We start from the raw sequence: 24,612 nt of genomic DNA, 5'->3' as shown, positions 1-24,612 counted from the left end.
CTTAATTATGAAGAATACTGCATTAACAGAAAAGCATGTCGCTTTAGGCGCCAAAATGGTACCATTTGCCGGTTACAATATGCCGGTTCAATATGAAGGCATCAATGTAGAACATGCAACTGTAAGAAACGGTGTAGGTGTTTTTGATGTAAGCCATATGGGTGAGTTTATTCTGAAGGGCGACGACGCGCTTGACCTTATTCAGCGCGTTACGAGCAACGATGCTTCCAAATTGTATGATGGGAAAGTGCAGTATTCTTGTCTGCCTAACGAAGATGGCGGTATTGTTGACGACCTTCTGGTGTACCGGATCGATGAAAAAACCTATATGCTGGTGGTGAACGCTTCCAACATCGAAAAGGACTGGAACTGGATTCAGCGCTTTAACGATAAAGGGGTAGAGATGCACAACATCTCCGACCGTACTTCCCTGCTGGCAATCCAGGGTCCTAAGGCTGCAGAAGCGTTGCAGAGTCTTACGGAGGTCGACCTTGCTTCTATGGAGTATTACAATTTCGTAAAAGGCACCTTTGCCGGTGTCGATAATGTGGTGATCTCCGCGACAGGATATACAGGCGCAGGCGGGTTTGAAATTTATTTTGATAACGAACATGCGTTTAAGATCTGGGATGCGATTTTTGAGGCTGGCAAGCCATTTAATATTAAGCCTATAGGTTTGGGCGCCCGCGATACTTTACGATTGGAAATGGGCTTCTGTCTGTACGGAAATGATATTGACGATACCACTTCTCCTATCGAAGCCGGATTGGGCTGGATTACCAAGTTTACCAAGCGCTTTACCAATTCTGAGAGTCTGTTAGCTCAAAAAGAGGCTGGTATTAAAAGAAAGCTTGTCGGTTTTGAAATGATAGAACGGGGGATTCCAAGACATGATTATGAAATCGTGGATGCAGAAGGTACCGTAATAGGCCGCGTTACTTCCGGTACGCAGTCACCCTCGCTTCAAAAGGCCATTGGAATGGGTTATGTAGCCAAAGGCCAGGACAAAGAAGGCACAGAAATTTTTATAAATATTCGCAATAGCAAGGTTAAGGCCAGGGTTGTGAAATTCCCTTTTAAATAGCATACACCAGTAATGCAAAAAAGTATAGAAGTATGTATGACGCCGGCTTTGCTCACTCTGTACGACATTGAGCAAAGCATTGTAGTAGTAATAGATGTGCTCCGTGCAACTTCTTCCATTGTTTACGGTATCGATAACGGTGCTGCGGCGATCATTCCTGTAGCCCAGGTGTCTGATTGTCTGACCTACGCCAACACTGGATTTTTGCTGGCCGCAGAGCGCGATGGGGAAGTGGTTCCGGGTTATGATTTCGGGAACTCGCCGTTCTCTTACACTGCCGAAAAGGTGGCTGGCAAAACCGTAGTGCTCACAACCACCAACGGCACGAAGGCCTTACACATGGCGCGCGAGCGGGCTCATCAAGTGGTGGTAGGCTCGTTCCTTAATCTCGACGCCCTTTGCCACTGGCTGCGCGAACAGGATCGCAATGTTTTGCTGCTTTGCGCAGGCTGGAAGGATAAATTCAATCTGGAGGATACCTTGTTTGCTGGCGCGGTTGTGAATACGCTGCGCAAGGATTATGTGCATTTTGACGATTCAAGTATAGCCGCCGAGGATTTGTATCTGCTGGCCAAAGATGATCTGAGAGGATACCTGTATAAGTCGTCTCACAGTCACCGTTTAGAGGTCTTGAATATCGAGGCCGACGTACGATTCTGTCTTCAAAGGAATATTTGCAAAGCGATTCCCCTGCTGGTGGGCGATAAACTGGTGGCCCTTACACCATAGCTATTTGGGCTTATATCTGGACAGCTTGAGAATCTTTTGAGCGTCGGTTTCAGCCATAAGTTGCTGCAGCGATACCGCTGCGTTCTCCGACATATATTTCCTCACGATCTGCCAGCCGGTCCAAACGCCGATCTTAGGCGCCGATTCATTCCGTTCTCCCAGCCCGGGCGTAAAAGGGCCTTCGGCCAGCAGAACCTGGATCTTATGGTAGTCCGTTTCGTATAAGAACTCATTTTCGAGATAGTATGCCCAGATGTCGCGTTCGAAGGTTTTACACCAGTCGAGCTGCCTGCCCGTATAACCAATCTTAATGGTGTCTGCAACATCCTCAGGGAGCACATTATCCATGAAATACAGTATTTTACCATGATGAACCATTTTGTCTAAAAAAGTGTGGTCTTCATCCCGCTCCGGGAACAGCTCTTCCCTGATAAAGGTTTCCACTACCCTGGATGCCAGATAGTCCGGAGTAAAGCGCCGCGAGAGATATGTCGGTACGCTTTGCACAATGGCCCCGTAAAACTTGCTGTTTTTGCCTAAGAACATGTCGAGCCCCACGCCCAGATAGTTATCGCCCACAGGCGTTTGCACCGCAAAGCCGGAGGTGAAATAAATAATCCTGGGGATGTTTACTTTCGGGTAGTAATATTTGATATAGGTAAAAGCCTCGTGCAGCTCGTTATCGTATTTTTTTATATCAGGAAAGATGCTGTCGACCTCATGCTGCAGATCGGAGTAGGCTCTGTCTTTGAAGAGCATGTTCAGTATTTCCGGACCGGTATACGCCTGATTACCCACCATCCGGAAGACAAAGTCGTTGTAAAAGTTACCGTATTTCGCTTTAAGCGCTGCATCAGCCTTTGCCGGTGGTACATTCCGTGCCGAGTAAAGATCCCTGTCGAACCGCATGGTTTGCAGATCAATTTTTACCGCGCTCACATCGGGCCGCTTGTCTTGTTTGCACGAAACCAGGAGCAACACGCCAATTAAAAGAAAAAATAAATAGCTTTGGCCAGTTTTTAGCTTGTCTTGCATCAATGGCAAAGATAGGCCAACGCAGATTATTTAACGAATAGCACATCAGATATGAAAAGGATTATTGTTACCTGCCTTACATTATTCACCACAGCGTTTTCTTATGCACAAACCGCCAGTCTGCCATATGGTTTCCGGTTGGGGCTTACCGCACATCCAACGGTTGGCTGGATTAAACCACAGCTCGGAAAAACTGGCGGTGTATCTATTGGTTTTTCGTACGGACTGACGGGAGACTTTAATTTTGCGCAGAACTATAGTTTTGCGACCGCACTGACCATTACTACCGTTAACGGACGGAGCACGGAGATCAGGACTACAGAGGGCGGGGGTGCAACGCCGGTTCAGACGGCGTACGACTTGAAGTACATGATGCAATATATCGAGGTGCCGCTTTCCATAAAGCTGCGTACCGTAAAGATAAACGATGTGCGCTGGTACGGACAGTTTGGCCTGAGCAATGGCTTTAAGATCGGGGCAAAGCAGGATGCGGATATTTCCGGAAGTTCTGAATACCGCGACCTTGATGTGGGTAAGTCGACCAGTTTTTACCGCGCCGGTTTGCTGATTGGTGCTGGTGCTGAGTTTGATATGGGGCCTCAGACGAGTCTTACAGCCGGATTGTCATTCAACAATGGCTTTACGGATATTACTAAATCCGACAATTTAAAAGTGCGCAATCATTATATCGGCATTAATTTTGGCGTGTTGTTTTAAAGAAATGTCCCAACGTTAATTGATTCTGCATGAAGATAGCACTTGCCCAGCTTAACTACCATATCGGTAATTTCGACTATAATACAGACAAGATTATTGCGCGTATAAATGACGCTAAGGCCCAGGGGGCCGACCTGGTGGTGTTTGCCGAACTGGCTGTATGCGGGTATCCGCCGCGCGATTTTCTGGAGTTTGAAGAATTTATAGATTTATGTGAGCAGGCGGCCGCCCGGATAGCCCAGGCCTGCATCGGCGTTGCATGTATTATCGGCCTACCGGTCAGAAACGAAATTAAAGCCGGAAAAGACCTGCACAATGCCGCCTATTTTATAGAAGAAGGGCAGGTGAAGGCGGTCGTAAGGAAAGCCCTGCTGCCTACTTACGACGTTTTTGACGAATATCGCTACTTTGAGCCGGCCCAGCACTTTGGTTGTGTCGAGTTTATGGGACAGAAAATTGCACTGACCATTTGCGAGGATCTCTGGAATATAGATAATAATCCGCTGTACGTCTCCAGCCCTATGGACGAGTTGATCAAGGAAGGGCCTGATCTGATGATCAATATCGCAGCATCGCCATTCTCCTATTGCCATGATGAAGAGCGCGTGAACGTACTGGCTAATAATGCGAAGCAATATCAGTTACCGCTGTTGTACGTTAATCAGGTTGGGGCGCAGACTGAGATCATCTTTGACGGTGGCTCCTTGGCGTTCGATAGAGATGGCCGGCTGGTCGACGAGATGCCCTATTTCTCTGAGGATATGCGGATTTATGATGTAGCGGGTGGCGACATTAAGGGGCTCCAGCCGATTGACCGTGTCATTGCGCCAGATATTGAGCAGATCTATGAGGCGTTAATACTCGGTATACGCGATTATTTTAAAAAATCCGGCTTCTCTAAAGCCGTGCTGGGTCTTTCAGGTGGTATCGACTCGGCCGTGGTATGCGCGCTGGCCTGCCGTGCCCTGGGGCCGGAAAATGTGATGGCAGTGTTGATGCCTTCAAAATACTCTTCAGATCATTCTATTAAGGATGCGCTCGACCTGGTGGAGCGCTTTGGCTGCAAGCACGAAGTGGTTCCAATTAAGGAGGCTGCGGATGCGTTTGACGGCATGTTGGCGCATGCTTTCCATGGTCAGCCTTTCAATTTAACTGAGGAAAATATACAGGCCCGTTGCCGGGGTATCATCGTTATGGCCATGTCTAACAAGTTTGGCTATATCGTACTCAATACATCCAACAAGAGCGAGTGTGCGGTAGGATATGGCACCCTGTACGGCGACATGTGCGGCGCCATAGGCGTTATTGGCGATGTATATAAAACACAGGTTTATGAGTTGGCCCGATATATTAACAAAGATGCAGAACTTATTCCTGTAAACTCCATCGTAAAGCCGCCTTCGGCGGAATTGCGCCCTGATCAGAAGGATTCAGATTCTTTGCCCGATTATGATGTTCTGGATAAAATATTATTCCAGTACGTGGAGCTCAGGAAAAGTTCTTCTGACATCATTGTACAGGGATACGAAGAGGCACTTGTACGCAGGATTATCAAGCTGGTGAATACGGCAGAGTTTAAGCGTTACCAGACACCCCCGATTCTCAGGGTATCGCCGAAAGCATTTGGTATGGGAAGAAGAATGCCTATTGTGGGCAAGTACCTATCGTAACTTCTTCCGGAACCGACCTGCGATCATCAGCAACGCCAGCACAACAGAAATTCCGGATGAGGCAACAGGGATGATATCGCCGTTCCTTACGTAGAAGGTTTGCTCGTCATTCAAGTTGATGTCGGCCTTAAGCGCGGTTTTTGTCCACCAGTCCGACTGTTTGATAATATCGCCGCGCTGATTAATAAACGCAGATATTCCCGTATTTGCAGATCGTACTACGTATCTCCTCGTCTCAACAGCACGTAATTTAGCATAAAGCAGGTGCTGGTCTTTCCCGGAAGTATTGCCCCACCAGCCATCGTTGGTAATGATGGCGATAAACTGGGCGCCATCTTTTACGGCCCGGGAGATCCACGCGCCCCATAAAGATTCATAACAGATCACCGGTGCGGCGCCGATGCCACTATGTGCAAAGAACACGCCTGGGTTTTCCTGCCAGCCCCATCCGCCTACGGTGCCGCCCAGACCTTCAAACACTGGGGCAAGCAACGCGCCAAGTGCCGGGAAAGGCATCTTTTCTACGCCCGGAACGAGTTTGGATTTATGATAGAACTGTACGTTAGGGGAATTTTCAACTTGCATGGCTGCATTGAAATTGTCATAAAAATCGCCCCGACCCGTGTTCTTGGCAGTGATTGTCGCCTTATCCGGATAGCGCTTTACCGTTTCTATTCCCGTTATAACGGTGCCGTTCTTGTATTTTGCAAGAAATTCCTGTATTTCTTCATACTGGTTGTTCTCCCTGATTCTATCTTCATCAGCATAATTCGGCACAGCGGTTTCCGGCCATATAAAATATTCTGTATTAACCTGGCCAACGGAATCTGACAGGCCCGTCAGGATGTCGAGCTGGCTGTTTACCGACAGGCTGCCGTATTTACTATAAGGGTCAATATTCGGTTGAACCACTACTACGTTGACCGGAACTTTCTCTTCTGCATAAGTGTGGTAACGGTATAGCGAGTAGGCGATCGGAAGGCCGGCGATAAGCACCCAAACCAGGGCACTTTTAAGCCGGTAACCTGTGCTGTTGCTTTTTGAAAATGACCGGTATATTTCAAAAACAGCAATGTTACTTAGCAGTACCCATAATGAACCGCCATATACCCCGGTGTATTCGTACCACTGTACCATTTCCACCATGCCGGAAAAGCCATTGCCGAGGGTCATCCAGGGAAAGGCGAGTTCCCATACCTGATGAAGGTATTCCATGGCAATATAAAAAGATACGAGCCCAAGATATCCAATATAACGGTTGGTGTTCCGTTTAAAGCGGTGGTAAAGCCAGAATGCAAAGGTCATGAGTGCTGCGCCTAAACCGTAGGGGATCAGCGAAATCAGAAAGGCAGTAAACGGATCATTATAGGCGCTAATGGCATTGTATATCCAGTAGATAGAGGCCGTATTCCATATCAGGAAAGTGAGTCCTGCCGTCAGAAACACACGTTTGCCCTGTCTGGCGCCCGGCCGGTCCTCTATCACCGAAATAGCAATAAGCAACGGTACAAGTGCCACGAGCAGCAAGGGCGTTGCATAGGGTATAGGGGGCCATGACAGCCAGAGCAACAAAGCACTGAGCAGGGCCAGGAAAAGAGGTTGATTGAACAATCGGGTCATCTGTCTTACAAGCTCGCTAAGATGTCAGCCTTTTTTGCCTCGTACTCATCCTGTGTGATCAGTTGCTTATCATATAGTGTCTTCAGTTTTCTCAGCTTTAGGGTAGTTTCATCTTCTTGCTCAACAGGCTGGGGAGCCGGTGCTACCGGTGTTTCTACATAGGGTTTTTCAAAAGTCGGCTTATCATTGGCCAGCGTATTCAGCGTCACCTGCGATGCTGACGAACGCTTCTCTTCAAGCTCCAGCTCACGCTGTTCCTGCTTGTAGTTTTCGAGCTGTGCCGAGGTGATCTGGTAAAGCTTCCGTGCCTGCACCTTCGGGATGTAGTCTGTTACAATATTTTCACCCTGCAGCGGCACGCAGATAAACTTAGCGCCGAATATTTCCTCCTTAAATGATACTTCCTTAATGCTCTTCCAGGAAATATCCTTAAAATTCATCGTGATACCGAAATTTGCCGGCTCGCAATAGAAGATGCGTTTGTTGCTTACCGCGATGCAATCAGGCAGAATATTTACAGCCGGCTTTTTTTGGACGGCCATGTAAAGCAGCTCTTCGCCGGCAAAAAGCATGTCCACCAGTTTGCCCAAAACTTTCTCTACCGCTTTCGGGTCTTGCTCTTCACCTAAAAATCTATCTATCACTATCATAATGTTTTTTCGCTTTTTTTTCCTCAGCCTTGCCGGCAATACAAATTACGAATTCTCCCTTTAATATATTGTTTTCGAAATGTGATTTAATTTCTGTTAACGTACCTCTGACCGTTTCTTCGTAAAGTTTGGTCAGCTCCCGGCTCACAGAAGCCTGGCGATCGGCACCCATCACCTCCATAAACTCTTCCAATGCTTTAAGCAGGCGGTGCGGGCTTTCATAAAGCACTATGGTGCGTTCCTCTTCTGCAAGTTTCTTGAGTCGTGTATGCCGCCCTTTCTTAACCGGCAGAAAACCTTCAAAAACAAAGGCGTCCGCTGGCAGACCGGAGTTAACAAGTGCTGGGACAAACGCGGTAGCCCCCGGAAGGCACTCCACGTCCAGTCCGTTTTGCAGGGCAGTACGAACCAGCAGGAAACCGGGGTCTGAGATGGCTGGCGTGCCTGCGTCAGATATCAGGGCAACCTTCTTTCCTTCCTTCAAGAACCGGACAATCTCCGCACTCGCCTGGTGCTCATTATGTTGATGATGGGCATAGGCTTTTTTGTCGATGCCAAAATGCTTCAGCAACGGCGCACTGGTTCGGGTATCCTCAGCCAGGATCACATCGGCCTCTTTCAGCACACGAATCGCCCGGAAGGTCATGTCTTCCAGGTTTCCGATCGGCGTAGGCACGAGAAATAGCTTCCCTGCTGTAAGGTTATCCATAACTCTTATTATCTTTGGTGAAAAATAGAATAATGCTGCAAGTTAATTATATCCGCGAAAATAGAGATAAAGTTTTAGAACGACTGAGTGTAAGACACTTTAAGCAACCTGAACTGGTCGACGAAATTATTCGGGCCGATGAGGAGCGCAGGCAGTTTCAAACTTCGCTGGATAATCTTTCTGCACGTGCCAATGCACTTGCAAAGCAGATCGGCGAATTGATGCGAACTGGCAAAAAGGATGAGGCAGAACAGCTTAAAGCTGAGACGACTGCGGGCAAGGAACAGCAAAAGCAGTTATCCGAGCAGTTATCCGCTTCGGAAGAATTGCTTCAAGCGCTGCTTGTGCAGTTGCCGAACCTCCCACATAAACTTGTAAAAGCAGGCGGCGGCGCCGATGACAACGAGACCGTCTATGTGCACGGCGAACCGGCTCAGCTTCCTTCAGGAGCATTGCCGCATTGGGAGCTTGCAGCCAAATATGACATAATAGATTTTGAGCTTGGTACGAAAATCTCGGGCGCTGGCTTTCCGGTGTATAAAGGGAAAGGGGCACGCCTGCAACGGGCGCTGATCAACTTTTTTCTGGATCGTGCCACGGCTGCCGGCTATAGGGAAATGCAGGTACCGCACCTGATTAACGAAGCTTCAGGCTTCGGTACAGGTCAGCTGCCCGACAAAGAAGGGCAGATGTACCATGCAGGAACAGATAATCTGTTTCTCATACCTACTGCGGAGGTTCCGGTCACCAATCTGTACCGGGATGTGATCTTAAAAGAAGACGAGCTTCCAATAAAAAATACTGCTTATACGCCTTGTTTCCGTAGGGAAGCAGGATCGTACGGGGCACATGTCCGCGGTCTTAACCGCCTGCACCAGTTCGATAAAGTGGAAGTAGTACAGGTTGCCCATCCGGATAAATCATACGACATCCTGGAAGAGATGAGCAGTTACGTGCAGTCGTTGTTGCGCGACCTCGGCTTGCATTACCGCGTCTTGCGGCTGTGTGGGGGCGACATGGGTTTTGCATCAGCAATGACCTACGATATGGAAGCCTGGAGTGCTGCGCAGCAGCGCTGGCTGGAAGTGTCTTCTGTGTCCAATTTTGAAACTTTTCAGAGTAACCGCCTCAAACTTCGGTTCAAAGGCGCTTCTGGCAAAACACAACTGGCTCATACCCTAAACGGAAGTGCACTGGCCCTGCCGCGTATTGTGGCGGCTTTGCTAGAAAACAACCAGACCGAGAGTGGTATCCGTTTACCGGAAGTACTTGTGCCCTATGCGGGATTTGAGTACATCAGCTAGCCCCGCTCTAATCGAGAGAATAAAAAAAGCTTCCCCAGGGAAGCTTTTTTTCATAGATAGATTATATAGGTAGTTAGTATGCCTCGCCTACAGGATCAGGATCAGCAACAGAATGATGATAATGATTGCACCAACCGACAGGTATACACCACCGCTCATTGCGCGTGCTTCCTGTTTAAGTTCTTTTAATTCTTTACGCAAAGCTTTTCTCTCTTCTCTTGAAAGATCCGACTTGTCCATGTCGCGGATTTCCTCAACGCGGGTTTTAATTCGCTCCAGCTGTACCTTCTGCTCTGCAGTAAGCTCTGTTTTAGGTTTTTTATCCTTGTCTGCCGCGTATGCAGTATCTGCAGTAATGGCCAGTGTAAACACCAGCGCCAATGAGTAAATAAATTTTTTCATAATGTTGGTTTTAATGATACAATGACAGAATAACAAAAAACCTACCAAAACGTTTTGGTAGGTTTCCGAATGTTATTCGTATAAAAGTGTCTTCTCAAGTAGTCAGCGCCTACCTTATCTCGAATACGGTATTCATCACGTAATTCAGCTTGATCTTCTTAAAGTCGATCTCTGCCTGGGCATTAGCAGCAGCATCTGCGCTTTCCGCCTTCATCATCATCACATTTCTGTACATCGGCTGAGGAAATTGCTCATTGTTAATCTCCTGGATGTCGATAACACTGCCCAGTTTTTCGCCAAGTGCTTCAACCAAATAGGTCGCTTTTGATTTAGCAGCTTGCAGCGCCTTTATTTTAAGCTCTCTCTTCAAATCCTCGATCTTGGAATAATCGTAGCTGTCGATATTGGTGTACGCAATACCCTTCGGGTCAATCGCTCCTATAATGTCATTCCATTTATTCAGGTCCGTTACCTTCAGTTTGTACTGCTTGCTGGCCAGAAAATCCGGGTTCTTCTTCTTTTCAGTCGCGTTATTATAACTGCTCAGGTTATTGATCGTCAGATTGGATTTGTCAATCCCCGCACGTTGTACCGCAGCATAAAGCTGGTTTTCAAGTATAGTTATGTCTACCTTCTTCTTGCTGTTATTGTCTTTAAGATACTCTTTAAGCGATATCGACAGGTAAATAATGTCCGGCGTTACCTCCGTTTCGGCAGAGCCGCTTACGCTGATCTTCTTCCTAAGGTCTGCCTGCTGAGCCAGTGCACTGAAGCTAAAAAGAGCCGCTAAGGCCAAAGTGAATAGTGTCTTCATCATTTTTCGTTTTTTGTGTATTTGGAATTATGATGAAAAGAATGTGCCAATTCCACAAGCCTGCATAGAACTAATCTTCAACTACCTCATTGTTAGGGCCAATTTCTTCCTGCATATCTTCTTTAAAGTAGGTCTTCTGGAAGAGCAGGATAATCACAACGCCCACAGATATGGCTGCGTCAGCGATATTGAATACAGGCCTGAAAAAGATATAATCTTCTCCGCCCCATATCGGGACCCACTGCGGGAAAACCCCTTTTAAGATGGGGAAGTAGAACATATCTACCACCCGCCCGTGAAAAAGGCTGGCATACTCATAGATCACGCCGTAGAAAACAGAATCAATAATATTTCCCAGGGCCCCTGCAAAGATGAGTGCGACATTCAGAATAAGTCCCCTATGATATTTCTTCTGTATCAGATAATGCAATCCGTAACCAATTCCAGCCACGGCTGCGATGCGGAAAAGGGATAATGCAAGCTTGCCGAATTCGCCGCCGAATTCGAGCCCGAAAGCCATGCCATTGTTTTCAGTGAAGTGTATAATGAACCAGTCGCCAATGATCCTGAACTCCTGGCCCAGATACATATTGGTTTTAATCCAGGTTTTTAAGGCCTGGTCGGCCACCAACACAAATAAAATAAGCAGTAAGGGTTTGGTATATCCTTTCATTACGACTGCTTCAGTTTGGCTTCAATACTCAATGTAGCATGAGGCACGGCGCGCAAACGCTCCTTCTGAATCAGTTTACCAGTCTCCCTGCAGATCCCGTAGGTTTTATTCTCAATACGGACAAGAGCAGCCTCAAGGTTCTCAATAAACTTCTTTTGCCGCGCGGCCAATTGGTTAAGCTGTTCCTTTTCCAAGGTGGCAGATCCGTCTTCAAGCGTTTTATAAGTTCCTGAAGTGTCCTCCGTACCATTAGAATTAGGATTGCTCAATGAGCTGCTCAAATCAAGAAACTCTTCTCTTGCCATGCGCAATTTTTCCTGGATCAGTTCTTTAAATTCCTGCAATTCGCTGTCGGAATACCTGGTTTTCTCTTTTTCCATAATATAATCTATTGTTGTGTAATCAAAATTTGTAGTTCAACATCATCGATTACTATTTTGTTTCCCTTGTCAATGCTTTGCGCCATTACAATATCGTCGGCTAAGATTTCCGAACAAATGTAAGTTTTATTTTGATCTACCGCGTCGGCGAGCTGGTTCTGATGCTGTAATGTTACCTTAATACGGTCCGTAACCTCAAAGCCCATCTCCTTACGCAGGTTCTGTATCCTGTTGATCAGTTCTCTCGATAAGCCTTCACGCTTCAGTGAATCTGTAATGGTCACGTCCAGTGCCACAGTCAGGCTGCCCATACTGGTCACCTGCCATCCCGGAATATCCTCAGCCATGATCTCCACATCTGTAAGTTGAATATTGTACCTGCCCTCCAATATAGCAATGTGACCATCTTTTTCCAGTGCGGCGATGTCATCCTGATTGAAATCCGAGATTACCTGAGCAACCGCCTTCATGTCTTTACCAGCTTTCTGGCCTAATGCCTTAAAGTTCGGCTTTATCTTCTTGGTAATCAGTCCCGCCGTATCCGTGATATATTCAATATCCTTAATATTGGTTTCGGAAAGAATCAGCTCCTTTACCAAGTCAACCCGCTCAGCAAATTTATTATCGAGCACCGGAATAAGTATCCTGGCAAGAGGCTGCCTTACATTGATGCCTGTTTTTTTACGAAGAGATAAGACCATAGAAGAAATATCCTGAGCCAAACGCATACGCTCATTCAGTTCCTCGTCTACCAGCTTGCTGTCAGCGTCAGGCAGCAAAGTGAGGTGTACCGACTCACAGGTATTTTTCGCGTTACCCGCATTCAGATTCAGGAACAGCCAGTCTGCAAAGAATGGTGCAATAGGAGCCATCAATTGGGCTACGCTGTTCAGACAGGTGTACAGCGTTTCGTAAGCAGCCTTCTTGTCAGCGGTCATTTCTCCCTTCCAGAAACGGCGGCGCGACAAACGGATATACCAGTTGCTTAAATGCTCATCCACGAAGTTCTGAACAGCACGCGCCGCTTTGGTAGGTTCATAATTATTATAGCTTTCATCCACCTCGGCAATCAGATGCTGAAGCAGAGACAGTATCCACCGGTCAAGTTCACTGCGCTCCGCGACAGGTGTTTGCTTATCAAGGTCTATCTCAAACTTATCAATGTTTGCGTACAGGGCAAAAAATGCATACGTGTTGTACAAAGTGCCGAAGAACTTTCGCCTTATCTCGGCAATACCTTCAATGTCAAACTTCAGGTTATCCCAGGGGTTTGCATTAGAGATCATATACCAGCGTGTAGCATCCGGACCAAACTCCGCGAGTGTTTTAAACGGATCCACCGCGTTACCTAGTCGTTTAGACATTTTCTGTCCATTCTTATCAAGAACCAAACCGTTAGATACCACGTTCTTGTAAGCGATCTTGTCGAACACCAGCGTACCAATGGCATGCAGGGTATAGAACCAGCCGCGTGTCTGATCCACGCCCTCAGCGATAAAGTCGGCCGGAAAATCCGTCTGTCCGTCCACTTTATCCTTGTTTTCAAACGGATAGTGCCATTGCGCATAAGGCATAGCGCCTGAATCAAACCATACGTCGATCAGGTCAGTTTCCCGTTTCATCGGTTTACCGGAAGGCGAAACAAGAACAACGTTGTCCACCACATTTTTGTGCAGATCAACAAGTTCATAGTTCTCGTCCGACATATTGCCGATCTCAAAGCCTTTAAACGGATTCTCCTGCTGGAATCCCGCAGCGATAGAAGCTTCGATGGCATGGTACAGTTCCTCCACAGATCCGATCACCACCTCCTCCTTTTTATCCTCTGTTCTCCATACCGGCAGCGGGATGCCCCAATACCTGGAACGGGATAAATTCCAGTCGTTCGCATTTTTAAGCCAGTTGCCAAAACGGCCTTCACCGGTAGCTTTAGGCTTCCAGTTGATCGTCTCGTTCAGTTCAAACATCCGGTCTTTTACATCGGTAACGCGTATAAACCAGGAGTCAAGAGGATAGTAGAGCAAGGGCTCATCCGTACGCCAGCTATGCGGATAGCTGTGAACATATTTCTCAACTTTAAAAGCTTTATTCTCTTCCTTCAGACGAATGGCAATCTCCACGTCAACCGATTTTTCCGGCGCAGAGCCTGCATCATAGTATTCGTTCTTAACATATTTGCCGGCCAGGTCGCCCACGTGTGAAGTAAACCGGCCCTGCAAATCTACCAAAGGCACCGGTATGCCATTGTTGTCGAGTACCAGCATAGGCGGCACCTCCGGTTTCGCTTCCCTCGCTACGCGGGCATCATCCGCACCAAAAGTCGGCGCCGTATGTACAATACCCGTACCGTCCTCTGTCGTTACAAAATCACCCGATATCACGCGGAAAGCATTTTCAGCATTTTGGTAAGGCAGCACATATTGCAGCAACTGCTCATAACGGATGCCCACCAGCTCGTCCCCCTTAAAAGAAGCAAGCACCTCGAAAGGAATCTTTTTATCACCCGCTTTAAAGTTTTGAAAGTCCTCAGCAGCGCTGCTTTCAAAATAGATCTTGTTGAACTGTTTGCCGAGCAAGGCTTTTGCAAGTATAACACTTACAGGTTCGAATGTATATTGGTTAAAAGACTTAACCAATACATATTCTATAGCCGGACCCACAGTCAGCGCCGTATTAGATGGTAAGGTCCAGGGCGTCGTCGTCCAAGCCAGAAAATGAATATCACCAAAACCCTGAAGAAAATCAGGCAGGGTGTCAGGCAGGGCCTTAAACTGCGCTACGATCGTCGTATCTGTTACATCGCGATAAGCACCTGGCTGATTCACCTCGTGAGAGCTGAGCCCCGTTCCTGCCTTAGGGGAATAAGGCTGTATCGTATAGCCCTTATAAAGCAGCCCTTTATCGTAAATTTGCTTCAGGAGCCACCATACCGACTCCATATATTTCGATTTATAAGTGATGTAAGGGTCGCCCATATCCACCCAGTATCCCATCTTCTCTGTCAGATCGTTCCAGACGTCCGTATAACGCATCACGGTCTTTTTACAGGCTTCATTATAATCTTCAACAGAGATGCTTTTTCCAATGTCTTCTTTGGTAATGCCCAGTTCCTTTTCGGTGCCCAGTTCCACTGGCAGACCGTGCGTATCCCAGCCGGCCTTCCGCTTCACCTGAAAACCTTTTTGCGTTTTGTAGCGGCAAAAAATATCTTTAATCGCACGGGCCATTACGTGGTGAATACCAGGCATCCCGTTAGCGGATGGAGGTCCTTCGTAAAAAGTAAACGGATTGGATGCCGGACGCGACGAAATACTCTTCTCAAAAATGCCTTCCTTCTTCCAGAATTCCAGTATCTCTTCCGCTATCTTGGCCAGTTCTAATTGTTTAAATTCCCTATACATCAATTAAGTATCTTCAAAAATTAAGGTTGCAAAGCTAACGAATCCGAACGACAAACTGAAGCCTTGCTTATTTCATCGTAAGTTTAATCCGGGTATCGAACTTACTCGTCGAAATAACACAGGCAGTCTCGCAGGAATTAACATTAGGTAGCGCCAGAAGTACATCATTAAGCAGTTTGTTGTAAGCAGCCATGTCGCGCACCGAAACCTTCAGGTGAAAGTCAAAACGACCCGTAAGGTGATAACATTCCTTAACGTCCTCGATTTCATCCACAGCCATTTTAAAATCCAGAAGCGCCTGAGCGGTATGCTCGCGCAGCTTCACGAGAATCATAAAATGCAGGTATTCCGACACGATCTCCTTGTTAAGAAGCGTGGTATACCCGAGTATACAGCCCTGATCGGTCAGCTTTTTAAGCCGGTCAAGCACGGTATTATAAGAAATCTTGAGATGATTGGCCAACTGTTTAGGGCTAAGCCGGCAATCATCCTGCATCAAATTCAGAATCCGAAGATCCGTGTGGTCCAGTAATTCAGAAATCATCCTAAAATCAATGAAAAAATTTCAATCGTTTTCAGGGTTAGTCACCGGCAAACTTAGAAATTAAAATAAACACATGCAAACATTATTTTGAGGAAGTATTGCAAGTGGCGTATATGGCCAAATATAATTTTTGACTTCTGGGCTGTTTCGCACAAAAATTACTGAAAAATCGCGTGCTATGTGCCAGGTCATTATTCATCATGATATTTGCATTCCATAAACGACGTATCGGTGCGTTGCCGTTTATGGTTAATCCCTTGGTTCCGGGAGGAACCACTCATCGGCCGCCTTCGGCGGTCACATTTGGTTATATAAAGGGTTAGGAGCCCGCTTTTTCATTGGATGATTAAGTAGAGAAAAGGTCTTGCCCGGATGGGGAGACCTTTTCTTTTTCAGAATTAAATTCTGACCAGGCCTACCACACCCCGCTGTAAGGAAATTTTAGTTTGCCTTTTGGTGTACATCCGCCTTTTTTAACACAAAAAACCTCTCCTATAGTTCACCAGCTTGCATATGCCGATTTTTGCCTCAACTAAAATATACCATGATTAAATTGAACCTAAAACAACTGCTCGCATGCATCCCGGCTTGCCTGCTAGCAATGGCGGCCTCTGGTCAGCAGGGCGACTGGAAGATGCAGCCTGTAACCATTCAAAGCCGCTGGGCTAAAGATGTATCGCCCGCCAACGCATTAAAAGAATATCCTCGTCCGCAGCTCGTGCGCACAGGTTGGACAAACCTGAACGGCTTATGGAATTACGCCATTACGGCTAAGGGCGCGGCTCAGCCATCTGCCTGGGAGGGTCAGATATTAGTACCTTACCCCATAGAGTCAGCTTTGTCCGGAGTAAAGAAGGCCTTGCTGCCCTCACAGAACCTTTGGTACAAGCGGAATTTTGCAAAGCCGACTTTAAAGGCTGGAGACAAAGTAAAGCTGAACTTCGGCGCAGTGGACTATGAGGCTACCGTATTCATAAACGGCACGCAGGTAGGCCGCCATGAAGGTGGTTATACCGAATTCTCCTTCGATATCACCGCTGCCCTCAAAGAGGGTCAGAATGAGATCGTGGTAAAAGTATTCGATCCGAGCGGGGAGGGTGTTGGCCCTCACGGAAAGCAGGTGCTGAAGCCGGAGAACATTTATTATACCCCTACGTCTGGCATCTGGCAAACGGTGTGGATGGAAGTTGTACCTGCCACCCATATCGAAAGCCTGTATATCACACCCGACATCGATAAGAGTGTAGTCAACGTCACTGTTAAATCTGCCAGCAACGCGCCGGTCACGCTGAGTGTCGACGGGAAAACGATTAAAGGAAAAGCCAATACCGTAATACCTGTAAGCATTAAAAATGCCCGGCTATGGTCACCACTCACGCCAAACCTGTACGATCTGACCGTACAGTTGGGGGGCGACAAGGTCTCTTCTTACTTCGGTATGCGAAAAATATCAGTAGCCAAAGACGCTAAAGGTGTAGACCGTATTATGCTGAACAATAAACCCTACTTCAACCTGGGTACGCTCGATCAGGGCTTCTGGCCCGAAGGACTGTATACGGCGCCGACCGACGAGGCCCTTGCTTTTGATATCAGGGCCATCAAAGCCATGGGCTTTAATACCATCAGGAAGCACATAAAGGTAGAGCCCGCACGCTGGTATTACCATGCCGACAAAATCGGTATGCTGGTATGGCAGGATATGGTAAATCCCAATCAGGGGCTGCCAGAAGGGGCAAAGGAAGCGTTCGAGCGAGGTGCCAAAGAAACGATGACACAGTTGCACAATTATCCGAGCATCACTACCTGGGTCTTGTTCAACGAAGCCTGGGGCCAGTACGATCAGGAACGCCTAACCAAATGGATGAAGGCAACAGATCCTTCACGGATTGTAAACGGACATTCAGGAGAACTGCTGTATGTGAATGAACAACTGCGGGCGCCGAGGGAAAACCCTTATGTTGCGGCTGATATGACCGACGTGCACGCTTATCCCGATCCCATGAATTCTTTGAAGCAGCCAGGCAAAGCACAGGTGGTGGGTGAGTTTGGCGGAATAGGCGTTTTTATTCCGGACCACCAGTGGAACCCAGGATCACAATGGGGCTACATCAACGAAAAGCCTGCGGGATTGAAAGCCAAGTACACGATCATGAATCAGCACCTTAAACTTTTTGAGGAAGAAGGTATGAGTGGATCCATTTACACCCAGCCTTTTGATGTGGAATCCGAGCAAAACGGATTGATGACGTATGACCGCGCTGTGGTTAAGATTCCTTTTGCTGAATTGAGAAACATACACAGCAAGTTAAACCCTGACCTTAACGCAGCCTCCTGGCTGCAACAGACCGGAGATGTTTCTGCTGAAGACGCAGACCTGACAGAGCCCGGAGCCCTTTATGTCGCAGAACTTCAAAAATATATGGAGGGCAACCGCGAACCAAAGTTCTTGAAAAGGCTTGTTATGGTGGCCGGTCAGGTGGGCGACAAGGCAGGAGCGGCCAGGTTTGGCAATGAGTATCTGTCCACGATAAAGGAGCCTTATTCCGAGGAAGACATCGCATTCATGGAGGGCATGACGAAGCGTGTTACAGACAAGGGCTTTGCCGTATTGCTCAACAGAGCCAAAAACGATCGAAATGCCTACGTAAAGGCTATGAATATCGTTTTTGCCGATCTGATTCAGGCGAAAGTGCCTACGCCGGATGCAAAGCCGGACTGGAATGCCATAGAGGCAGCTATAAAGCCATACGGCGCTCCGGCGGAGGAGATGTTTCTCCGGGCAAAGACCATTCATACTTATAATCAGCAGGATTGGGCCAACTATGTGCCGGCGGCTAAAGCTTATCTGGCTAAGTATGCCGACAATATCAGGGAGCAGGAGAAGTCCGCATTCCAGTCTGCTGTCGACCAGCACGCGACGAAAGAGTAATTGGTTTCATATGTGTTAGTAGTTCGGGTGGTCTGGATAGATCACCCGTTTTATAAAACTGGAAAAGCAATCCTGGTGTTAGAACAGGAAAAACACCATTATGCTGAAATCAATCCAGGTCCTTCTGCTGCTTATCTGTGTGCTTACAGGGCGGGCGCAGTTTACCGACAGCACAAATTATCGGGCTCATCTCTCTTCCACCGGTTCTGTTAATACAACCCAGGACAATCAGGCCTACCTGTTAAATAATTCCGCGCAGTTTGGCGTTAGAAAAAAGTCGCTCAGCCTCAATTTCAATACCGCCTGGGTCTATGGGAAGCAAAACGGGGAGCTTACAAACGACGACTACTCAACTACGCTGGATTTCAACCTCTACAAAACCTTCCCACGATTCAATTACTGGGGACTCGTTAATTACAATACCAGTGAATCCCTGAACATCAACAATCAATTGCTGGCTGGTGCCGGCATTGCCTACAGCATTATAGACCAGCCGAAGGCCTTATTCAATTTGAGTAACGGACTTCTGTTTGACACCAGCGACCTCCTTCTTGAAGACGGTACGAGGGATACCTATGAAACCACCCGAAATTCCTTTCGTCTGCTGTTCCGCTTCGAACTTTTCAACAGCATCGTCCTCAGCAATACGTCCTTCTGGCAACACTCACTGACCAACGGGAGCGATTATATTCTCAGGTCAGACGCCTCGGTGGATTTCAAATTAAACAAGTGGCTGGCGCTTACCACATCATATAAGTACAACCGTGCGTCGCGAACCAACCGGGAGAACTCTCTGCTCAGTTACGGCCTGTCATTCGAACGTTACTTTTAAATGTGAGTTTGTTGACAATTTTTTCTGGGTGTGAAACTTAAAATTTGGTAAATTGTTATTGAATTACAAATGGATGCATTTTCCATCCCCAAACTGACAAAAAGTCCTGTGAGCGGGCGATCCGCGGAGGGCAGGCAAAACATACGGCCGGTGCGCTTAATCGCAGCCGGCTTTTTTGTGGATTGATTTTTGTTTATTTCTCTAAGTACCTTAAAACGTATTGCTATGATCAGGATACTAAAACTTCAAAAAGCAGTAATTGCCTATGTGCTTGGCACCATAGCCGCCGTAATCTATTTGTTTGTCCGCACCGATAATGGTGAGCAGGGGCGGTTCCTGCTAACCGTCGCAGGAATCTGTTTCATCGCTGGTGCCCTTATGTCTTTATACCCTATTTTCTTTGCAAAGAAGACACGTCAGGGTCTGGTCGAGCTGGATCCGGCAAAACACGAAACTGTCGACTAACGGTGCAGTGCCTTCCAGATCAGGTCATATACCTCGTCGGCCTGTCTGTCAGCCGCATTAATTTCAGGGCTGCTGATCAGTACTGGATGAAATTCTTTCGGGTTGTCTAAACTGCCGTGCGAACCTTTGATCAGCGTCGCGTCCAGCGGTACAACATCCATTACGTAACGGAAACCGGTTTTTTTCCTGAGCAGTTTATATGCTGCTCTGGCCTTAGACGACATAAACATTTCTACAGGGTCGTAGCCCGGTTTCTTATGGATATCCACACAACGGGCGTAGTCGGGAGCCACGGCGTCATCAAGCCAGAAATAATACGTAAACCAGCTGTCAGGCTTAGCGATAAGCACGAAGTCGCCCGCCCGCTCATGGTCGATATGATATTTCTTCTTACCCGCATCATCAAGTATCTCTGCTATTCCAGGCGCGTTCTCCAATAAAGATTTCACCTGATCCCTTACTGCAGGATCATTGATGTAAACATGCGCCACCTGATGGTCGGCCACCACGAAAGCCTTAGAAGCACCAGCGTCCAGCAGTTCCAGTCCACGTTCGGTGCGAATCTGTAACAATCCGTTTTGTCGGAACAACCTGTTCAGGTGTACCGGCTTGTCAGCCGGCGTTATGCCATACTCAGAAAGAATAATGATCTCGGCCGATTGGTCCTCATAATATGACACCAGTCTCTTAAGCACCTGATCTATTTCGCTCAGTTCTTTGCTGATCTTGCTGTAATCGTGACCGAACTTCTGCAGGCAGTAGTCCAGATGCGGCAGGTAGATCAGTGTTAACGTCGGGTTATACAACTCATCTGTAATCACAGAAGCGTCTGCGATCCATTGGGTCGACTTAATATTTGCCCCCGCACCCCAAAACTGGAATAAGGGAAACTGCCCAAGCTTTTCCTGAAGGATATCCCGCAGTTCCGCCGGCTGCGAATAGCAGTCAGGCATCTTTCGTCCGTCCGCCAGGTAATTTGGCCGCGGCGTGCAGGAGTAATCCGCATTGGAGTACATGTTATACCACCAGAACATATTTGAACAGGTGAAATCCGGGTCTTCAGCCTTTGCCTGGTCCCATATCTTTTTTGCCTGCACAAGTTTGTTCGACTGCTTCCAGAATTTGACCTCCGCATCGGTATGATCATACCAGCCATTGCCCACAATACCATGTTCGGCAGGCCACTTACCAGTCAGGTAGGTCGACTGCACCGCTGTAGTTACCGCCGGAAGCATAGGTGCTATGGCTTGTACATTTTTATTCTTCACATAATCCCTTAAAAAAGGCGTATGCTCACCAATCAGGTTTGCAGAGAGGCCAACAACATCAATGACTACAGTTTTCTTCATTTTATGGTGTTTAGGATAATTCGTTGATCACCCATTTCAGTTCGTTGCTGATCGACTGGGCAATAGGTGTTTTTATTTGTTCCGGCAATACCTCCCAGGTGTAGGTTTCCACCTCCAGATGCTGCGTAAAAGGATGGCTTTTCTGCCAGTTCAACACCGTTTTAATATCGTTCTGGGTGGTGTGGATCAAATCAATTTCCAGCGTCGAAATAGGCACGTGGAAATGTGCCCGCCATTCTACCGCCTTGGTGTCATCGAAATCTGCGAGTGCATCTGGCAGATCCTTATAGCGGATCAGTTCCCCGTTCTCCAAACGCGCCACCACCTGGTGAAGGTAGGTAGGTTCATTGAATGCCTCGATCGCCGTTTTCAACAGCTGTTTTTCTGAAACTGAACGGTCTAACCTGGCTTTCAGCGCAGCGCTGATCTGGATTTTGCCCACGGCTATCTTTTTCTCAGCCAGCTCCCTGAGCACAGCCTCGTGATCCTCGTAGCCTATAGCGAAGTGACAAACGTCATAACACAAACATAGATGTCTCCTGATGATCGCATCAGCTTCCTCCGCGGTTATGTCCAAATTATGCTGCAGATAGGGGATGCCCGCGGGCAGCAGATCATGTTCAAACCAGTCAATAAATTCACGGCCCGTCTCCAGGACACCATCCGGTTCAGGTTCGATATCCAGGTGCATCAGTTTTCCGCTGCGCTCATAGGTGTCAGCCAGGGCCGCAATCACCTCAATGATATGCTGGGTTGAAAGTTTACGTGCTTCTGCAGCTGCCTCCGTATTCTGGTGCCAGTGCCGATAGCTTAGCGGAGAGGTCGATATCCCGCCATCCATGCCTTCCGGCAGCAGCGATTCCAGGATACCAAACAGCCGCAATGTATACTCCCTGCGTTCGTGCGTTGTCCAGTCGGGTGCATGAACGTCGTCCTTCACCACCCTGCGGTGAAATTCGCCGTAAGGGAAGCCGTTCATGGTATATACATAGGCGTTATTCTCAGCAAGCCAATCTTTAAAAATCTCAAGCTGGCCGGGCTCCGTCAGTGTCAGGCTGGCCTCGTTTGAAAGGCGCAAGCCTAAACCAAGAGCCTCACCGGGCGCTACGGCCTTTTTTATTTCAGGGAAGTTTTCACGCAGCGCCGCAAAATCCTCCGCCCAGTTCTTGCCGGGATGGATGTTCGTGCAATACGTCAGGTGACCACTTTTTAACTTCATAGCTACTCCTTATCTGATGCAGAATGCCTTCTGTTATAGTTTTGTACATATTCACTTGCCCGGATCAGCAACTGATGATCCATTTCATTCACCTCAACACCCGTTCCAATGTCACTAAGCAAGGTGATGGTCAGCAAGCCGCCCAGGTGTTCCTGGAATTCCGCGAGTCCTTTCAGAATAGGGGAGTCCGTGTCGTTGATGCGTATCACCGGATGGTCAATTTCAAAGCCCAGGCCGTTCAGCAAATCAAGAATTCGGATCAGCTTCTCCTCACTAAGCATGCCTTTCAGGTAAGAATAGGTGCTGTCGAGCGCGATACCCATTGCGACCGCTTCGCCGTGAAGGATGCTGAAATTACTAAGCTGCTCCAGTTTATGCGCACTCCAGTGCCCGAAGTCGAGCGGCCTCGCCGAACCGGTTTCAAAAGGGTCGCCCCCGGCAATATGGTCTAAATGCAGCTGTGCGCACCGTACAATGAGTTCATGCATACTCGTATTGCCTTTCCCCGTATCCTCGCGTTGCATCAGCCTTCCGGCCTGCTCTTCCAGCCATTCGAAAAAAGCAACGTCTTTGATCAGCGCCACCTTAATGGCTTCTGAAATACCCGAGCGATAATCCTTGTCGCCCAGCGTAGTAAGGAACAGCTCATCGTTGAACACTGCTGCGGGGGGTGCAAACGTACCCAGAAAGTTCTTTTTGCCCCGGTAATTAATACCGTTTTTGACGCCAACGCCCGAGTCATTTTGCGACAATACCGTGGTCGGAATCCGCAGGTGCTTTATGCCGCGGTGCGATACAGCAGCAGCATAACCCACCAGGTCAAGTAAGGCGCCACCGCCCACGGCGGCAATATAGGAGTGACGGTCGATACCATGAACATTTACCGCCTCTACCAGCTGTTCAAAAAGCCCGGGATCGTTCTTGCAGGTCTCACCGCCCGGAATGATCATGATCTCGTCGACCAGCTTAACCTGGTTGTGCACCCGGAAATAAGCCCGGATATCCTCAGCCAGAGAAGGCCAGGCATCTGCAACGCCCTGATCCAGCACAAAGAAGATCTTCCGTAAGGCAACCGAAGGGCGCTCCTTAAAAAAATCAGCCAGCAGGGTGTTGGTTTGGCCGAATAAAGATTCCGTGAAATATACTTTATATTCGAACTGAACAGTAAACGATTGTTGTATATGGCTCATATTAACTTTTTGACTAAGTCACCGCGAAAGCCTTGCTTAGCCCGATGGATAATGGTAATAAAATAACAATGCAGAGCGCCGCCTGCCAGCTTCCGAAGGCACCTGCCCAGGCTGCATTCATCAGTATCAGCGCTATAACGCCAGCCTTTACGGCCTTTCCTATATTAGGGCCGGCAGGATTTTGCACTGCACGGAACAAAGGCACAAAGATCATAAAAGCAAAGCCAGCAAGCAGGGGAGCGGTCAGCAGCAGCTCATCGTTTCGCCAGGCAAAGTAAACAATGGCTGCAATCACCAGCAGATACAATGCGGCTGCAGCATACAAGGTACGTGCGGCGCCGCCATGTACTTCATCGCGACTTATCATCGTGATGGCCGCTATATAAACAATAGGCACAAGGGCCAGAAACCACCACTGCTGCACCGCATCTGGAAAAATGCTGATGCCCAGCAATAAGTTCAAACCGCGGCACAAACCCATGGTGAGCGGCCCAAACAGGGAATGATGTTTGAGGAATTTATCATACACAAGGCAAGACACCATAATGGCGAAAGCCAGGTACTGTGAATGCTTACTGTATAGTCCGGCCGCAAAAATACCCGCAAAAAAACAGATACCCCCAAATATGGCAGCGGCCTTCTTGCTGATCAGTCCGCTAGGGATAGGCCGCTCCGGCCGCTCTTTGGCGTCAAGATCGGCGTCGAAATAATCGTTCATGATAATACCGCCGCTATACAGTCCGATGGTCGAAATGCACAGCAGTATCACCGGCGCCCAACCCGTCAGTTGCATGGCGAAATACCCCGCAATCGTTATCCCGGCCAGCACATCGGCTACAGAAGTAACCACATTAGCAGGCCGCATCAGCCTCAGATAGCCAATCAGTTTTTTCACC

Annotated in this window: 22 protein-coding genes; 8 read left to right on the top strand and 14 right to left on the bottom strand. The window is 47.9% G+C overall.

Annotated features, from left to right (window positions below; all coding sequences use genetic code 11):
• The first annotated feature begins 7 nt into the window (after positions 1–7).
• Both gcvT and J3P40_RS00935 read left to right on the top strand, forming a co-directional pair.
• Positions 8–1,084, top strand: coding sequence for a glycine cleavage system aminomethyltransferase GcvT (gene gcvT / locus J3P40_RS00940; RefSeq protein ID WP_256001975.1), 1,077 nt, complete (start codon positions 8–10; stop codon positions 1,082–1,084).
• 12 nt (positions 1,085–1,096) lie between these two features.
• On the top strand, positions 1,097–1,813 hold the full coding sequence (locus tag J3P40_RS00935; RefSeq protein WP_256001974.1) for a 2-phosphosulfolactate phosphatase: 717 nt from the start codon (positions 1,097–1,099) through the stop codon (positions 1,811–1,813).
• On the opposite strand, the gene gldB is transcribed toward J3P40_RS00935, so the two are convergent.
• Positions 1,814–2,848, bottom strand: coding sequence for a gliding motility lipoprotein GldB (gldB, locus tag J3P40_RS00930; RefSeq protein ID WP_256001973.1), 1,035 nt, complete (start codon positions 2,846–2,848; stop codon positions 1,814–1,816).
• A gap of 51 nt (positions 2,849–2,899) precedes the next feature.
• Here gldB and J3P40_RS00925 point away from each other — a divergent pair, with 51 nt between their 5' ends.
• Both J3P40_RS00925 and J3P40_RS00920 read left to right on the top strand, forming a co-directional pair.
• Positions 2,900–3,565, top strand: coding sequence for a porin family protein (locus J3P40_RS00925; RefSeq protein ID WP_256001972.1), 666 nt, complete (start codon positions 2,900–2,902; stop codon positions 3,563–3,565).
• Positions 3,566–3,594: 29 nt separating this feature from the next.
• On the top strand, positions 3,595–5,235 hold the full coding sequence (locus tag J3P40_RS00920) for an NAD+ synthase (protein ID WP_256001971.1): 1,641 nt from the start codon (positions 3,595–3,597) through the stop codon (positions 5,233–5,235).
• Here J3P40_RS00920 and lnt read toward each other — a convergent pair.
• Genes lnt through rsmI form a run of 3 tightly spaced genes read right to left on the bottom strand, consistent with a single transcriptional unit; the run spans position 5,227 to position 8,214 of the window.
• Entirely contained in the window at positions 5,227–6,855 is a 1,629-nt protein-coding gene (gene lnt / locus J3P40_RS00915; protein WP_256001970.1) for an apolipoprotein N-acyltransferase, read from the bottom strand. The two genes, J3P40_RS00920 and lnt, sit on opposite strands and share 9 nt — an antisense overlap.
• A 5-nt stretch (positions 6,856–6,860) precedes the next feature.
• The gene (locus J3P40_RS00910; RefSeq protein WP_256001969.1) at positions 6,861–7,505 is read right to left on the bottom strand and encodes a PH domain-containing protein; all 645 of its coding nucleotides are present in this window, start codon (positions 7,503–7,505) and stop codon (positions 6,861–6,863) included.
• Positions 7,489–8,214: a 16S rRNA (cytidine(1402)-2'-O)-methyltransferase gene (gene rsmI / locus J3P40_RS00905; RefSeq protein ID WP_256001968.1), complete on the bottom strand. Its 726-nt coding sequence runs from the start codon at positions 8,212–8,214 to the stop codon at positions 7,489–7,491. Before rsmI ends, J3P40_RS00910 begins: the two co-directional genes overlap by 17 nt.
• Positions 8,215–8,246: 32 nt before the next feature.
• On the opposite strand from rsmI, the gene serS reads away from it, so the two are divergent.
• The gene (gene serS, locus J3P40_RS00900; protein ID WP_256001967.1) at positions 8,247–9,518 is read left to right on the top strand and encodes a serine--tRNA ligase; all 1,272 of its coding nucleotides are present in this window, start codon (positions 8,247–8,249) and stop codon (positions 9,516–9,518) included.
• 87 nt (positions 9,519–9,605) lie between these two features.
• Here serS and J3P40_RS00895 read toward each other — a convergent pair whose 3' ends face one another.
• The 6 genes from J3P40_RS00895 to J3P40_RS00870 form a co-directional block, all read right to left on the bottom strand.
• Positions 9,606–9,920 carry a hypothetical protein gene (locus tag J3P40_RS00895; protein ID WP_256001966.1) on the bottom strand — a complete coding sequence of 105 codons (315 nt, stop codon included), beginning with the start codon at positions 9,918–9,920 and terminating at the stop codon, positions 9,606–9,608.
• A 109-nt stretch (positions 9,921–10,029) separates the two neighbouring features.
• The gene (locus tag J3P40_RS00890; RefSeq protein WP_256007040.1) at positions 10,030–10,734 is read right to left on the bottom strand and encodes an SIMPL domain-containing protein; all 705 of its coding nucleotides are present in this window, start codon (positions 10,732–10,734) and stop codon (positions 10,030–10,032) included.
• 70 nt (positions 10,735–10,804) lie between these two features.
• Positions 10,805–11,407 (bottom strand): lipoprotein signal peptidase, encoded by a 603-nt coding sequence (locus J3P40_RS00885; protein WP_256001965.1) that lies wholly within the window; start codon positions 11,405–11,407, stop codon positions 10,805–10,807.
• Positions 11,407–11,787, bottom strand: a complete 381-nt coding sequence (locus J3P40_RS00880; protein ID WP_256001964.1) for a TraR/DksA family transcriptional regulator — start codon at positions 11,785–11,787, stop codon at positions 11,407–11,409. Before J3P40_RS00880 ends, J3P40_RS00885 begins: the two co-directional genes overlap by 1 nt.
• Positions 11,788–11,795: 8 nt before the next feature.
• Complete coding sequence (gene ileS / locus J3P40_RS00875) at positions 11,796–15,188, bottom strand: isoleucine--tRNA ligase (RefSeq protein WP_256001963.1); 3,393 nt, start codon at positions 15,186–15,188, stop codon at positions 11,796–11,798.
• Positions 15,189–15,255: 67 nt separating this feature from the next.
• A complete protein-coding gene (locus tag J3P40_RS00870) occupies positions 15,256–15,732 on the bottom strand; it encodes an Lrp/AsnC family transcriptional regulator (protein WP_256001962.1) in 477 nt (158 codons plus the stop codon).
• Between the two features lie 544 nt (positions 15,733–16,276).
• Between J3P40_RS00870 and J3P40_RS00865 the strand changes: the two genes are divergently transcribed.
• The 3 genes from J3P40_RS00865 to J3P40_RS00855 all read left to right on the top strand — a co-directional run bounded on the left by J3P40_RS00865 (position 16,277) and on the right by J3P40_RS00855 (position 19,958).
• On the top strand, positions 16,277–18,661 hold the full coding sequence (locus J3P40_RS00865; RefSeq protein ID WP_256001961.1) for a glycoside hydrolase family 2 protein: 2,385 nt from the start codon (positions 16,277–16,279) through the stop codon (positions 18,659–18,661).
• A 100-nt stretch (positions 18,662–18,761) separates the two neighbouring features.
• The gene (locus J3P40_RS00860) at positions 18,762–19,493 is read left to right on the top strand and encodes a DUF481 domain-containing protein (RefSeq protein ID WP_256001960.1); all 732 of its coding nucleotides are present in this window, start codon (positions 18,762–18,764) and stop codon (positions 19,491–19,493) included.
• Between the two features lie 225 nt (positions 19,494–19,718).
• On the top strand, positions 19,719–19,958 hold the full coding sequence (locus J3P40_RS00855) for an isoleucyl-tRNA synthetase (protein ID WP_256001959.1): 240 nt from the start codon (positions 19,719–19,721) through the stop codon (positions 19,956–19,958).
• Here J3P40_RS00855 and J3P40_RS00850 read toward each other — a convergent pair.
• Genes J3P40_RS00850 through eboC form a run of 4 tightly spaced genes read right to left on the bottom strand, consistent with a single transcriptional unit; the run spans position 19,955 to position 24,611 of the window.
• Entirely contained in the window at positions 19,955–21,307 is a 1,353-nt protein-coding gene (locus J3P40_RS00850; protein ID WP_256001958.1) for an alkaline phosphatase family protein, read from the bottom strand. The genes J3P40_RS00855 and J3P40_RS00850 overlap by 4 nt on opposite strands.
• 10 nt (positions 21,308–21,317) lie before the next feature.
• Positions 21,318–22,526, bottom strand: coding sequence for a metabolite traffic protein EboE (gene eboE / locus J3P40_RS00845; RefSeq protein ID WP_256001957.1), 1,209 nt, complete (start codon positions 22,524–22,526; stop codon positions 21,318–21,320).
• A gap of 2 nt (positions 22,527–22,528) precedes the next feature.
• Positions 22,529–23,716 carry a 3-dehydroquinate synthase gene (locus J3P40_RS00840; RefSeq protein ID WP_256001956.1) on the bottom strand — a complete coding sequence of 396 codons (1,188 nt, stop codon included), beginning with the start codon at positions 23,714–23,716 and terminating at the stop codon, positions 22,529–22,531.
• A gap of 13 nt (positions 23,717–23,729) precedes the next feature.
• Entirely contained in the window at positions 23,730–24,611 is an 882-nt protein-coding gene (eboC, locus tag J3P40_RS00835; RefSeq protein ID WP_256001955.1) for a UbiA-like protein EboC, read from the bottom strand.
• Position 24,612: the final 1 nt, after the last annotated feature.

Source organism: Pedobacter deserti (assembly GCF_024436415.1).
Taxonomy (GTDB): Bacteria; Bacteroidota; Bacteroidia; order Sphingobacteriales; family Sphingobacteriaceae; genus Pedobacter; species Pedobacter faecalis.
Note: the sequence above shows the minus strand (reverse complement) of the source record. Positions and strands in the feature narration are given on the sequence as shown.